Annotated in this window: 11 protein-coding genes; 2 read left to right on the top strand and 9 right to left on the bottom strand. The window is 62.9% G+C overall.

Annotated features, from left to right (window positions below):
* The first annotated feature begins 356 nt into the window (after nt 1–356).
* Nucleotides 357–3011: a DUF6797 domain-containing protein gene (locus ABJF10_RS08350; protein WP_348544089.1), complete on the top strand. Its 2655-nt coding sequence runs from the start codon at nt 357–359 to the stop codon at nt 3009–3011.
* A 97-nt stretch (nt 3012–3108) separates the two neighbouring features.
* On the opposite strand, the gene ABJF10_RS08345 is transcribed toward ABJF10_RS08350, so the two are convergent.
* From ABJF10_RS08345 to ABJF10_RS08310, 8 genes are all read right to left on the bottom strand, one after another.
* Nucleotides 3109–4020, bottom strand: a complete 912-nt coding sequence (locus tag ABJF10_RS08345; RefSeq protein WP_348544088.1) for an alpha/beta hydrolase — start codon at nt 4018–4020, stop codon at nt 3109–3111.
* A gap of 66 nt (nt 4021–4086) precedes the next feature.
* Nucleotides 4087–5820, bottom strand: coding sequence for an arylsulfatase (locus tag ABJF10_RS08340; RefSeq protein WP_348544087.1), 1734 nt, complete (start codon nt 5818–5820; stop codon nt 4087–4089).
* Between the two features lie 45 nt (nt 5821–5865).
* On the bottom strand, nt 5866–7086 hold the full coding sequence (locus ABJF10_RS08335; RefSeq protein ID WP_348544086.1) for an MFS transporter: 1221 nt from the start codon (nt 7084–7086) through the stop codon (nt 5866–5868).
* A gap of 70 nt (nt 7087–7156) precedes the next feature.
* Entirely contained in the window at nt 7157–8044 is an 888-nt protein-coding gene (locus ABJF10_RS08330) for a helix-turn-helix domain-containing protein (RefSeq protein ID WP_348544085.1), read from the bottom strand.
* A 53-nt stretch (nt 8045–8097) separates the two neighbouring features.
* Entirely contained in the window at nt 8098–8394 is a 297-nt protein-coding gene (locus ABJF10_RS08325; RefSeq protein ID WP_348544084.1) for a MoaD/ThiS family protein, read from the bottom strand.
* Nucleotides 8391–9506, bottom strand: a complete 1116-nt coding sequence (locus tag ABJF10_RS08320) for an exo-alpha-sialidase (protein ID WP_348544083.1) — start codon at nt 9504–9506, stop codon at nt 8391–8393. Before ABJF10_RS08320 ends, ABJF10_RS08325 begins: the two co-directional genes overlap by 4 nt.
* A 104-nt stretch (nt 9507–9610) precedes the next feature.
* Nucleotides 9611–9802: a hypothetical protein gene (locus ABJF10_RS08315; RefSeq protein ID WP_348544082.1), complete on the bottom strand. Its 192-nt coding sequence runs from the start codon at nt 9800–9802 to the stop codon at nt 9611–9613.
* Between the two features lie 22 nt (nt 9803–9824).
* Complete coding sequence (locus ABJF10_RS08310) at nt 9825–11582, bottom strand: AI-2E family transporter (RefSeq protein ID WP_348544081.1); 1758 nt, start codon at nt 11580–11582, stop codon at nt 9825–9827.
* Nucleotides 11583–11746: 164 nt separating this feature from the next.
* On the opposite strand from ABJF10_RS08310, the gene ABJF10_RS08305 reads away from it, so the two are divergent.
* Entirely contained in the window at nt 11747–12670 is a 924-nt protein-coding gene (locus tag ABJF10_RS08305; RefSeq protein ID WP_348544080.1) for a hypothetical protein, read from the top strand.
* 10 nt (nt 12671–12680) lie between these two features.
* Here ABJF10_RS08305 and ABJF10_RS08300 read toward each other — a convergent pair whose 3' ends face one another.
* Complete coding sequence (locus tag ABJF10_RS08300) at nt 12681–13742, bottom strand: hypothetical protein (protein ID WP_348544079.1); 1062 nt, start codon at nt 13740–13742, stop codon at nt 12681–12683.
* Nucleotides 13743–14138 lie beyond the last annotated feature (396 nt).

Raw genomic sequence — 14138 nt, 5'->3', positions numbered from 1 at the left:
TGAGGCGGAATCCGTGAGGAGAAAAAAATCGAGGCACGATTAGACACGATCAGGCGCGACTGGGCTGGATTACGTCCCCATTCCCACACTCTGGCAAGCCGGCGTGCGTGGGCATTAAAACTGAGCAATGAGTCTGTCGTCATTCGGTTCCATCATTCTAGCGTCCTTGTCCTTTTCCGCTCCCCATGAAGCCATCCCTACAATCGGCACATAGCATACGCCATCGGCGGATAAAAGTCAATCAAAATCGGTGTGGCACCGCCCTTTACTTTTGGCATTCAAAGTCGGGCGGTGGTCGCTTACAAGCAGTGCTGCTTTCTAAGAAACGCCTGCCTGAGAGCATCCCAAGACACCCCATGAAGTTCCTTCCCTCCCGTTTCGTCGCCGCCTGCCGCGCCTCCGTTCTTGCCGCCTTGTTGGCTCCATGTTTTGCAGCGTTTGCCGCCGATGATCCCTGGAAACCCTGGATCGAGCCGGACTTCCCGTTCTTTTCCTCGGCGCTCGATTTGCGTCCGCAATCGCCGAATACGCTGCCGTGGAATATCACGCCGCGCGGGATCGTGCTCAATCTGGGCCACGATTGCTGGGCGTGCTTCGACACCGATCTGCTGCGCGTCTCGGCGGTATGGACTGGCAAAGGGGTGACGGAGGATTCGCTCGCGCCGTTATCGTATCAGAACAAACCCCTCAAAACGGTGGGCGGCCAGAGCAAGCTGGCCAAGCCGAATGGAAAAGTGTGGCTGATCAATGGGATCTACCCCGGCTGGCAGGTCGGCCAGAAAGTTTCGCTGGAGGATGTGCGTGAGCCCCAGCCGAGCCCGGAGGAGCCGGGACGCGGGCCAATTCCACCGGCCACCGGTCAATTCAAGGCGGTGCATCTCCAAGGCAAAACGGCGGTGCTGGAGTACACCATCGCCGGCGCGCAGGTGCTGGAAAGCATGACGGCGGGCGAGGAGAACGGTGCGCTCATGGTGGAGCGCCATATTCGCATCGCGCCCTGCGAGCAGCAGTTGACGCTGGTGGTGGGCCGCACTCCGAACGATGGCGGCAAGGACCAGGCGGAGATCGTGATTTCCGCCGATCCCAATCAACCTTCCCTCCTCGAGGAGAACGGCGTGGATTTGATCCGGGTGCTTCCGCACAAGGAAGCGGTCGAATGGACGGTGACGATGAAGGACGCCGGCGTTTCCCCGCTGTCCAAGCCGGCCGCAGCGCCGGAGCCAGAGCAGCCGAGTGTGGACCGCTGGCCGCAGGAGGTGGTGACCAAGGCGGTGCTCTCGACTTCCAAGGACGCTTACGTGGTGGATGAAATTCCGCTGCCGCTGGAAAACCCGTGGCGCCGGAATGTGCGGCTGGCGGATATTGCTTTCTTCAAGGACGGGACCGCGGCCGGGGTCACGGTCGATGGCGACGTGTGGATGATTCGCGGGCTGGGCGAAAAGCTCGGCGAGGTGCATTGGAAGCGCTTTACGTCCGGGTTGCACGAGCCCATGAGCGTGGTGATTCGCGACGAGCAGATCTATGTCTTCGATCGCAATGGCATCTGGCGGCTGCGCGATACGAATGGCGACGGCGTCGCCGATATCCACGAACTCGTGTGTAATGCCTTCCCGCAATCCGCGGAGAGCCGCGAGTTTCCGAATTCGATGAAGCTGGGGCCGGATGGTTCATTCATCATTGCCAAGGGCGGGCAGCAGGCTTCGACGGTGAGCAAGTTGAATGGGAGTGTGTTGAGGGTTGCGCCCGACGGGAAGCGTTACGAAATCCTTGGGGTGGGATTTCGGCAACCCTTCGCCGGTGTGAATCCGCGCACGGGGCTGGTGACGGCCAGCGACCAGGAGGGCAACTATGTGCCGACGACGCCGCTCTACATCGTGAAGGGCGGGGAGTATCATGGCTTCCTCACCGAACTGCTCCCGAAGGAGAAATATCCCGCGCCCATTGCCGACCCGCTGACGTGGATTCCGCATCCGGTCAATCCCTCGGCCGCCACGCAATTGTGGCTCTACGGAGCGCACATGGGGCCGCTGAACGATTCGCTGATCCATGTCGCCTTCAACAAGCCGGAGCTGTTTCGCGTGCTGCTCAACGAGCGTACCCCCAAGGCGCAGGCGGCGGTGGTGAGCGTGGTGCATGACTTCGATATTCCAATTCTCAACGCCGCGGTGAATCCGGCGGATGGCTGGGTCTATATGACGGGCTTTCAGGTTATCGGCTGGGGCACGACGGCGACGCGAGTCAGCGGTTTTGGGCGGGTGCGCTATACCGGCGCGACTTCCACGGTGCCACGCGAAGTGGTGCCGATGGACAAAGGGGTGCTACTGCGTTTCGACACGGCGCTCGATCCGCAGAAGGCGGTGGATCTGGCGAGTTACACGTTGGAGAGCTGGCATTACAAGCGCACTTACAAGTATGGCTCGCCGCACTTAAAGGCGGATGAAACGCCGGGCCAGGACTGGCTTACACCGAGCAGTGTGTATCTGGCGAAAGACGGCAAGGGGGTCTTTGTCGGCGTGCCTGACATGAAGCCCGTGCAGCAGATGCGCATCGGCTGGGGGATCGCTGCGGCGGATGGCACCAAGATGGAGAACAATGCGTTTTTCACGCCCTATGAACTTGTGAAATTCAATCCGAGCGCGGAGGGCTTCGGGGATATTACCGTCGACCTCACGCCGAAGGCGGCCATCGCCCAGACGGCGGCGCCGGTGAGCGCGGAGGAAGGGAAGCGGTTATACCAACTCATGGGCTGCATGGCCTGTCACGCGATCGACGACACGGTGCAGCCGAAGATTGGCCCACCGTGGAAGGGGTTGTATGGCAAGACCCGGCAGATTTCCAAGGGTCCGGACGTGGTGGCGGATGATGCATACATCCGCGAGTCCATCCTCGTGCCGAGTGCCAAGACGGTGAAGGGCTACGAGAAAGTGGAGGCAGGCATGCCGGTTTATTCCGGCGTGCTGAGCGACTCGCAGATTCAGTCGATTATCCTCTATATCAAGACGCTGAAGTAGAAGACGCCCGGAGGGCGCATGCAAAAGGGCTGGGGAGGGCGCTGCGCGCTCTGGTGCGGAGCGCTGTCACGAGCCAGGGACTTACGATGGCCGGGAGTTATTTCAAGTAGCTCTTGAAGAACGTGTCCACCGCCTCGAGACATTGCTCCTGCCCGGGCGCCTTCATCCAGCAGCCGTGTTTGCCATCGGGGATGAGGACTTGCTGGGTGGGAACGCCGAGGGACTTGAGTTTGTCCATCGCCGCGGTGTCGCGGGAGGGGTTATCCAGCGAGCCGGTGAGGAAGAGAATCGGAGTGGTGTCTTTGCTGAGATAGGTGATGGGTGATGCTTCCCGGTAAAGGTCCGGCGCGTCGTCGTAGAGTTTGCCGATCCATTTGAAACCGTAGCTCTGCTCCTTTTGCTTGCGGTAGTTCTCGATCGATTTCTCGTTGTTCAGTTCCGTGGGGCCGGCCATATCCACGGTGGCCTGCACTACGGGGGATACGTCCCGGTTGTCACCGGTGAGGAATTTCTCCTCGCCAGGCGCGGCAGCGAGCATGGCGACGAGATGTCCGCCAGCCGAGCCGCCCCACGCGCCAATGCGATTCGGATTGGCGCCGAAACGCGGCGCGCTCGCACGGACGAAGCGGACGGCCAGATTGCAGTCCTGGACGGCCGCCGGATACTTCGCCACGGGGCCGAGGCGGTACTCGATATTGGCGACGACATATCCGCGCTGGGCGAGGCCGATGGCCAGCGGCGTGAAGCGTTCCTTGTCGCCCGCAACCCAACCGCCGCCATGGACGAGCACACAGGCGGGCAGTTTGTCGCCGCCCTCCTTGGGGCGGTAGACATCCATCTTCAACTCCTGTTCCGGCGTATGACCGTAGACGATGTTCAGCTCCGCCTTGAGGGTGTCCGGGATCACCGCTACCGGTGGTGTGGGCTTGACGGGAGCGGGTGGCGCTTGCGCAAGAATCGGGAGCGCGGGCAGCAAAATCAAGAGGAGGAACAGGAGGCGAATGTGCATGGCAGCTTGGGGGAGAGTTATCTCAATTGACCGGGTGTCGGACGGTTTCTTAGCCGGCCTTGGGCGTTAGTCGACGGCGGGTTTTCCCGGTGTTCCGGGCCGGGGCAGGACGTGGGTGCGCCGGGCCCACGTTTCCCATTGGGCGGACATCGCCTGGACGCGCCGGGGTTCGCCGGCGGCGAGATCGTGCAATTCCACGCGGTCGATTTCCATGTCGTAGAGTTCCCACGGGGCACCGGCGAGAGAGACGAGTTTCCATTTCCCCTCGCGAATGGCGCGATTGCCCTCGTGTTCCCAAGCGAGGTATTCACGGGCCAGAGGTTGATTGGCGAAGGCGGGCGCGAGGCTGATGCCTTCGGGCGGGAGGATCTGGTGGCTGTCGAACTCGGTGGGATATTTTGCACCGGCCACGTCGACGCAGGTGGCCATGAGGTCGATGAGGTGGCCGACTTGCGGGCGGAATTCGCCTTTGGCTTTCACGCCAGCGGGCCAGTGCGCGATGAGCGGAGAACTGATGCCGCCTTCGTGATCGTAATGTTTGTAGAGACGCCATGGGGTGTTGCACGCATTGGCCCAGCCGGAGCCGTAGCTGGGGAGGGTGCCAGGGCCGCCCATGCGGGCCAGCTCTTCGCCTTGGTAGAGCTTGTTGGGCAAGGCTTGTGTGCCTTGGTTGATGCCGGTGCCGGGTTGCGGATTGGGAGTCGCGGCCATCTCGAAGCCGAAGGGTTCCCATTCGGCACAAGCGCCGTTGTCGCTGAGGAAAAAGATGAGCGTGTTGTCGAGCTGGCCGCTGGCGCGGAGGTCGGCGATGAGGCGGCCGATGTTACGGTCCATGCCGGTGACCATGCCCGCATAGACGGACATCCGCTGCGTGAGATCGGCGCGCCGTTCGGCGGGCAAGGCATCCCACGCGGGATTGTTTCCATCGTCGGTCATGGAGCCCATCCGTTGGGCAGCGAGGGGCTTCGGGATCTTGCTGCGCAGGGTGAGCGGCGTCCCTTCGGAGAGCAGGCCAATTTCCTTTTGCCGCGCCAGTCGCTGCTCGCGGATTTTGTCCCAGCCCGGCGCATAGACCCCGGCGTAACCCGCCATATCTTCCGGGCGCGAGGCCACGGGGAAGTGTGCGGCTTGATAGGCAACATAGAGGAACCACGGCGCCTCCGCCTGGCGCATGGCGGAGAGGAAATCGAGGGCGTGATCGGTGATGGCATCGGTGGCGAAGAATTCGCTGGGCGCGTAGCTGCGCTGCGGCCTGCCCTCGGGCAGGCGGATCATCATGCGCGGCTCCCAGGAATCGACGGCGTAGCCCCGGATGAAGCCATAGAAATCATCGAAGCCGCGCGCGGTGGGCGGCACGCTATCGCCCACGTGCCATTTACCCACGGCGGCGGTGCGATAGCCGGCGGGCTTGAGGACTTGGGCAATGGTGACGCAACTGGCATTGAGCGAGCCGCGATAACCGGGGAAAGCTTCGCCCTGGTCGCCCGCGCCGGGGAAGCTCGCGCCGCGATCCGACGTCATGAGGCCGATGCCGGCTTGATGCGGATACAAGCCGGTGAGCAGCGAGGCGCGCGCCGGGCAGCAGCGGGCGCAGTTGTAGAATTGCGTGAAGCGGAGGCCGTTCGTGGCGAGGGCGTCGAGATTCGGCGTGCGAATTTCGCCGCCGTAGCAGCCGAGATCGGAGTAGCCGAGGTCGTCGGCCAGGATGATGAGGATGTTTGGTTTCGCCGCTGGCGCGGCGGCCACCGCAACGACCGTGAGCAAGGCGAAGCTGCCGAGTAGGAAGTAAAGGACTTTCATTTTGGGGACGCCTCCTGTAGCACGCTTCTTCGGTGGCGTGCCAGATCAGTCGGTCGATTCCACGTCGGGTAGAAACATCGTCAGCAAACCGATGAGCGGAAGGTAGGCGCAGAATTGGTAGACGGCCTGGATGCCTACGGAATCGGCCACGCGACCGAGGACGGCGGAGCCGAGGCCGGCGATGCCGAAGGCCAGGCCGAAGAAGAGGCCGGCGATCATCCCGACTTTGCCGGGAACCAACTCCTGCGCATAGACGAGGATGGCGGAGAAGGCGGAGGCCAGGATCATGCCGATGGCGACAGTCAGCCAGATCGTAGCGGTCAATCCGGCGTGCGGCAGGCACAAGGAGAAGGGGGCCACGCCCAGGATCGAGACCCAGATGACTTTCTTTCGTCCGATCCGATCGCCGATCGGCCCGCCGGCGATGGTGCCGATGGCCACGGCAAACAAAAAGACGAAGAGATAAACCTGCGATTTCTGCACGCTCACGCCGAAACGCTCGATGAGGTAGAGCGTGTAGTAACTCGTCATGCTCGTGAGATAGACATACTTCGAGAAAACGAGCGCCACGAGAACCGCGAGGGCGCGAATGACGGTGGCTTGCGGAAAAGGGGCGGGCGCAGCGGAGGCGTGATGCTGCGGCTGCCGGGCGATCGAATGCAGTTTCCGGCTCGTCCAGCCGCCCACCTGCCAAAGCACGAGCATGCCCACGCCCGCCAGCACGGAGAACCAGGCGGCCGCGCCCTGCCCGCGCGGCACGATGATCGCGGCGGCGAGCAGCGGCCCGAGCGAGGTGCCGGCATTGCCACCCACCTGAAACAACGATTGCGCAAAACCGCGTTTGCCGCCGGAAGCGAGGTGCGCCACGCGGGAGGCTTCGGGATGAAAGACGGCGGAGCCGAGGCCCACCATGGCCGCGGAGACGATCACCATGGGGAAAGTGTGCGCCCGGGACAGCAACAGCAACCCGATCAAAGTCATGCCCATTCCGACCGCCAGGGAATAGGGCATGGGCCGACGATCCGAGTAGTGACCCACCAACGGTTGCAACAAGGAGGCGGTGCATTGAAAGGTCAGCGTGATCAATCCGAGTTGCGAGTAGCTGAGGCTGAGCCCTTGCTTGAACAGAGGATACAGCGAGGGGATCAGCGCCTGGATGGTGTCGTTGAGCAGATGGGAGAAGCTGATGGCCAGCAGCACCGAGAGCGCGGTCTGTTCCGCCACGCGAGTGGGCGAGGGAGCTTCCGAGAGAGTCGACGTGTTCATGACAAGGTCCCGAGACCTTCGAGGCGAGCGACTGCGCGGACAACGGCGGGGGCCGGTGCTTCCGTGGCATTCACTGGCATTTTTCTCGGAATTGCTCCAGGAAGTCCGAGGGCGTGACGCCTTCGTAGCGGCGGAAGAAGCGCGAGAAATAGGATGGATCCTCGAAGCCCAGGGCGTAGCCGATTTCCGAGACTGCCATGTCCGAATGGGAGAGCATCCGCTTGGCATCGAGCAACCGGCGGCGGCGAATCAGTTCGCCAGCGGAACGGCCGGTCTGTTCGCGGACGACGTCGTTGAGGTGGTTACGGGTGATCCCCAGCAGGCTGGCGTAGGCGCCGATGTCCGTCTCCCGGCGGAAGTGCTTTTCCAATTCCGCATGGAATTGCCGGACGATAGCCCGGGCGCGGGTTGCTTTGCGGGGCGGTGAGGCGCGCAGGTAGAGGCGGGCCAGTTGCAGCAGGGTGAGCCGCAGGGTGGCACGCAAGATCAAGTCCGCATCCGGTAGCGCCTGGGCATATTCCTCGCGCAAGGTACGAAAGAGAGAGGCGATGTCCGGCACTTGCGGGGGTTGCAGTCGCAACCACGGTTGCGCATCGTCGGGAAAGAAGAAGGGTAATTCAAGAAGACGGCTCGGGGGCGGTGCGTCGTCGTCGAAAAACGATTGGGTGAAAGAGACGGTTACGCCTTCCATCCCGCGGCCCGGGTAGACCGTGTGCACCTGTCCGGGGCTGATGAAGAAAGCCGCGGTGCCGCGCAGACGGTAGTCTTGAAAGTCCAACATGACCCGGGCGGATCCTTGCAAGAAGAACACCTGGTAGAATTCGTGGAAATGGGGCTGCAGTCGCCGGGGGTCGATGCGCAGCGAATCGAGGAGGTGGATGGCGAGAATCCCGCGCCGGCGCAGATGCTCGGCGCCAGAGGCGCTCATGTCGAACTCGGGGATGGCGCGGCGGTTCACGCGGGAAGGAGTACGTGCCGCGCGAGGATTTGGCAACCTGAGGGGAAACGGAATCAGCCGCCCGCCATGGCGCCGACGATCAGGAATGGTTCGGCGCCGGTGATGATCGCCTCGGGAAGAAGGGTGCTGGGTGGCTTGTGCGAAAAGTCTTCCTTGCAGGCGAAAAAGCGGACAAAGGGGCGGCGGCACTGCGTGCCGTGATCGCGGATGGTGCCGCGCAGCGACGGGTAACGGGCTTCGAGCGCATCGAGGAGCGAGCCGAGTGTCGGCGGTCCATGCAACTCGAACTCCACCTCGTCATCCACGCGCGCCAGGGTGCGAAGATGGTAGGGGAGCACCACGCGGATCATGGCAGCGTCTGGACTTCGACGGAGAGCACTGCCGGGAGATCGCGGACGATGGGCGCCCAGGTGTCGCCGCTATCGGCGGAGGCGTAGACTTGTCCGCCAGTGGTTCCGAAGTAAATGCCACAGGGATCGAGCGCGTCGACGGCCATGGCGTCGCGGAGCACGTTCACGTAACAATCTTTCTGCGGGAGGCCTTTGGTGAGCGCTTCCCATTCGTGGCCGCCGGTGCGGCTGCGATACACGCGCAACTTGCCATCGGGTGGAAAATGCTCGGAGTCGCTCTTGATGGGGACGACGTAGATGGTCTCCGGCTCGTGCGTGTGGACGTCGATCGGGAAGCCGAAGTCGGAGGGGAGATTTCCGCTGACTTCGCTCCACGAATCGCCCGCGTTGTCGGAGCGCATCACGTCCCAGTGCTTTTGCATGAAGAGGACGCCGGGGCGTGAGCGGTGCAGGGCGATGCGGTGGACGCAGTGGCCCACTTCGGCGTCCGGGTCGGGGAGTTCGTAGGGCGATTTCAGTCCGCGATTGACCGGTTTCCAATTCTGCCCGGCGTCGTCGGTCCGGAAGACCCCGGCGGCGGAGATGGCGACGAAAACGCGGTTGGGATTGATCGGATCGAGCAGGATGGTGTGGACCGCCATGCCACCCGCGCCGGGTTGCCACAGATTGCCCTTGGCGCTGCGGAGCCCGGGCAGCTCCTGCCAGCTTTTGCCGCCATCCTGGCTCTTGAAAAGCGCGGCATCCTCGGCGCCGGCGTAGACGATATCGGGATCGTTGAGCGAGGGCTCGAGATGCCAGATCCGCTTGAATTCCCACGGATGCTGCGTGCCGTCGTACCACTGGTGGGTGCCGGGTACGCCCTCATAGTGGAACTTGTTGTCGACCTGTTCCCAAGTCGCGCCGCCATCGTCCGAGCGTTGCACCTGCTGGCCAAACCAGCCGCTAGTCTGCGAGGCGTAGAGCCGGTCGGGTGCGACCGGTGAGCCCTTGAGGTGATACATTTCCCACCCGGCGAAGAGAGGGCCGTTCACCTCCCATTGCTCGCGTTTGCCATCAGCAGTGAGAATGAATGCGCCCTTGCGGGTGCCGACGAGGACTCGGATGCGGCTCATACGGATATGACGAATGAAAACGCACGATCTGGACAAGCGGAATCATTTTCCTCGTTTGGGTGATGATCTCTCGCCAGCCCGCCGTCGTGGCTGCGCCTCTCAATTCATGCCGCCTGCCGGGGGGCGGCAGTCACTTCGATTCGCAACGGCAACGCCAATTCACCGTCGTACGCTTCCAGGAAGTCATTGACCGCTTCCATGAGGGCGACCGGGAGATCCGCTTCCCGTTCGATGGTGGCTGGTTCGTGCAGCGGGTGGTTATTCCCGTCCACGATCTTGAATTCGACATTTTTCACGTCAGCACTGATTCGTGCAACGCTACGCTAACGGACGTATTGGCGCTCCCGAGATTATGACGTCTTTGGGGATGGAAGTGGGGGCCACGCCGCGTGTCGTCGCTGAAATCAAGCGGAGCGCATCGGCGAAGTTCATGATGATTTCGACATCGGGTTGCGATTGCGTGGCTGCGGCATCCGCACGGTCTCCACGCCAAAGGCCTAGCAATCTCTGTCCACTCATCGTGCCGCCGATGCGCTTGAAGATCGAACTGGCGGCGCGAGCACTGGTCAAAGTGAGAGCGGAAACGCAGAGGACCACCTCCGTTTGATCGGCCAGGCGCGACACGATTTCACTGTTGAGGATTCGCTCGGAAAACCAGGTGCAATCGATGCCTTTGGATCGGAGCAAGTAGGCGAGCATGGCGCCAGCGAGGGCGTCGCCGTCGGTGCGTGCGGGCACGATCACCACGGAGTGCAGCGCGGAGGCATCGGCGGCGTGAAATCCCTCCGTCGCTCCGAGAATCTCGCGGAGGTGCACATAGAGCTCCTTGTGCTCTTCCTTGGAAAGATTGTCGGTCGCCCGGTCGTGCTCGGCAAGTTGGAGAGCGGGCAGGATGACGTCATCGAAGAGTTCCAGCGTCGCGTCGCGTCGCTGATATTCCTCCATCATGTCCTCGAGTTCGTCGCGGTCGTCGGCCAGCAAGCGCTGGTAAAAGCGGTTTTGCGGCGCAATGGCCGGCTGATCTCCGAAAAGAGTATTGAGGAAGGAAAGAGCCGACACGTGCTTCCCGAGAACGACGAGGCAGACGGTCATGGGAGTGGCGAGAAGGAGGCCGCCCGCGCCCCACACCCATGTCCAAAAGACCGCGGAGACGACGATGGCGCTGGAAGAAATGCCGGTGCTGGCCCCGTAGAGCCAGGGCTCGATGACATTGGCCGTGATCAATTCCATCCCCATGAAGAGCGCGACCGTTTCAATTGGCTGGGCCCACCCCGGGGAGATGGCAAAGGAAAGCACGATAGGAAACGCGGCGGCGATCCAGATGCCGAGATAGGGCAGAAAGCGGAGGACAATGGCCAGCAATCCCCAGAGGGGCGCATTCGGTATGCCGATGAAATGCAAGCCGATGCCAACGGGAATGCCATAGCACGCGTTGACCAGTAATTGCGCGGCGAGATAACGGCTCACCCGGCTGGCTGCGTCGTCGAGGGCTTGCGTGGCGAGATGCAGGCGGCCGTTGCCCACGAGGTGAATGAAGCGGTCGCGCAGGTTTTGCCGGTCGAAGAGAAAGAAGATGACGTAGATGACAACCACGGCCCCGGTGCCGAGGGGCGCGAGCAAGGGGCCGGCGAGTTCTTTCGCCACGGCGAGCAGGTTGACATTGCTGGTCGCGGCTCCGAGGGAAGCCGTTTCGCCAGCCGCCTCCGGTTGCGCGTCGGAATGCATCTCGCGGGAGTAAGCAGAGAAGGCTGAAGTGAGCTTACCGAGCGGGGCGAAGACTTTCTGCTGCAGATTATCGTGATACTGAGGGAGCGATTTCGCCAGATCGACCGCTTGCGCGCCGACCACGTAGAGGGCCGAAGCAAGGACGGTAAAGGCCACCACGGTGACGATGATCACCGAGAGTATCCGTCCGCAACCGGCGGATTCCAATCGACCCGCGAGCGGCGCGAGTAGAAATGCCAGGAGGATCGAGAGGGCAAGCGGCGAGAGGAACGGCTTGCCGAGGTAGAGCACCGCGGTGACCAGGCAAACGCTGAGGAGAACGGACAGGGTGGGAGAGCGAAGCAGCGGCATCACTTGCCTATCGTTTCTGGGAGGAATGACGGGCGTGCGTGTTTAGCTGTTGTTCACCATCCGCACGGCGAGGCGTCCGCAAAAAGGATAAAGCGGGCGTGACGTGGAGAAGGCAGATTGCTATGGGAGAGTCGCACTCATTCCTCTTAGTTACCCCCCGCTTTATGCGTCACAAACATCCCCTCCACCTCCTCACCCTCGCCACCGCGTTTGCTGCGTGCAGTGGCGTTTCCTGCCTGGCCGCGCCGGCGCCGAATGCGGCGCTTGATGCGCGCGAACAACGCGTGACTTTGCTGCGCGATGAGATCAAGGCGCTCGACCAGGGCATCGAAGACCGGATCGATGTGCTGCTCGGTGCGCTGAAGTCGGTGGGAGATTCGAAGGATTCGCGCTCCAAAGTGGCGCGGATGAAGGAAGACACGATCACGGCCTTGAAGCGGAACATCGAGTACATCCAGCGCAAGCGCGACGCGCTGGTCGAAGAATTGCGGCGGCCTTCGCTGGGGCTCACCGAGGAACAGGCGAAGCGCGGCGTGGCGTTTTTCAACGAGCGCATCGAGAAGCGGGTCGCGCAGATCATCGCCATCCAGAAATCGTTGCCGACGCACAAGGACTACGAGCGTTACAAGGTGACCGGGGATACGTGGGCCGGGCCGACCTACGCGGTGAATGAAGATTTCACGCAAAACCAGCGGGTGACCGGCTACACCAACTCCTCGCGCAAAGCGATCGAGGATGGCCTGCGGGCCAGCATGGCGCGGCTCGACCAGCAGAAGCGCACGCTGAGCAGCGCACTGACGGGAGCGGATGCGGCGCATGCCGCCGCCCTGCGGACGGAGATCGCCAAGACAGATGCGCTGATCGCCGAGCGCCGCAAGCAACTGGCCACGGCGCTGGCCCCCGTGGAGACACCCACGCGGCAGATCGGCGCGCGCGAAGCGGCGGACCTGGACAAGGCGCTGCGGACGAGCATCGAAGATCTGCGCCGCGATTTCACCGCGCTCTTCGCCCGCTACGCGTCGTTCGTGCAGGAAGTCGCGGGGCTCAATGCAGTGAAGGGCGCGGCCGCGAAAACGAAAATGCCGTAGGTGACAGACGCTAAACCGTTTCATGCGATGCAGTAGCCGCCGTGGAGGTCGCAGTTGTCTCCCCGGAGAATGGCACCGCTGCCTTATCCACGTCGCTTCCTTCCGGATTCGCCTTCGCGGGAGCCAAGTCTGCTGAAGAATTTTCCTGCCTTGTATCGGCTGGTGCCGCCTTGTGAAGGCTTGTGGGGGTTGGTGTTTCCCGGCCTTCGGTGGCTGATTTTCCGGCACCCGTCCCGGCCTTTTCACCCTGTGCCGCTGTCTGCTCACGCCGGAACCGCTCCCGCAGCTTCTCCACCTCGCGCTCCAGCTTCTTCCCAGCGGGCAACATCCCACCCAAGCCGAGGTCGCAAAAATCTGCTTCGTTGTCCGCGAAGTAATCGCGAATCCATTCCTGGCGCTCCGGGGTGAGCGTACCCTTCGCCAGGCCGTGGAGGTATTCCCCGAGATAGGCCGTGATGCGGGGGAGCGTCGCCACGACCTGCCGCTTCTTGTGTTCGAGCTCGGCCACATAGCGTTCCGTGCGGGCGGCTTCCTGCTCCTCTTGCCGTCGCTCCTGTTCCTCGTGCCAGCGCTCCTGGACGATCTGTGTGCGCAGCCGCTGGTGATCGCCCCGGCGCAGCCGCGCCAGCTCGCGCGTGATCTCCAGCATCTGCCGGATCCGCGACGGCCCCTTTTCGCCGTCTTCCGCCTCGCGGAAGAGTTGCAGCAGAGCCAGCGCCATGCGGTCGCCCACCCGGTCCAGCAGCGAACTGCGGTCTTCCGTTTCCGCGATTTCCTCCTGCAAATCGGTCGCTTCCACCAGGAAATCGCGAGCCCACGCCTGGTTCTCCTCGCGGCGCGCCCACTCGCGGTAGCCGCCCCCTTTCCAGGCGCTCAGGTTTTGCTGGGAGATGGGCCGTCCCTCGAAGAGGTCGGCCAGCACCTGCTGCACTTCCGGCAACGCGTTGAGCCAGCGCACGAGGCGCGGCTGCGGTTCATTGTCGGCCAGCCGTTCATTGAGCTGCCGGCGGATCTCCCGCGGCAGGCGGGCGATTTTACCGAGACGGGCGGATTCGAGTTCAGTGGTATTCATGAGGGCGATTATGCCCTCCTTTCCGGGAAAAAGTGCCTTGCTCCATTGGCTCTATTGGCTCCATTGCGGAAAATTGCGTTTCCGGGCCTCAAGATCGGGGTTTCGGTCGGGGATTCTCCCCCGGCGCGTGGGGACACGCGCCCTACACCTGCGATCGCGGCGCGCAATGGATGTAGCTGCGCTCCCGCAATTGCGGGAGCGCCGCGCCCCGACAGAGCGGGGCGGCTACATACGCGCACCGTTCGCTGGAGAGCACACTGCTATTCATCCCTTTAGCTCGCGTAGAAGCGACGGGAGACGGATTTGGCGACGGGCCAGAGGAGGAGCAGGACGGCGGCGGAGATGGCGCCGGCCACGCTGCGGGAGGCGAGGCAGAAGATGGCTTGCAGCGGAAGC

The organism is Chthoniobacter sp., from assembly GCF_040003245.1.
Taxonomy (GTDB): Bacteria; Verrucomicrobiota; Verrucomicrobiia; order Chthoniobacterales; family Chthoniobacteraceae; genus Chthoniobacter.
The sequence above is the reverse complement of the archived record's forward strand: the minus strand, read 5'-3'. Positions and strand labels throughout refer to the sequence as shown.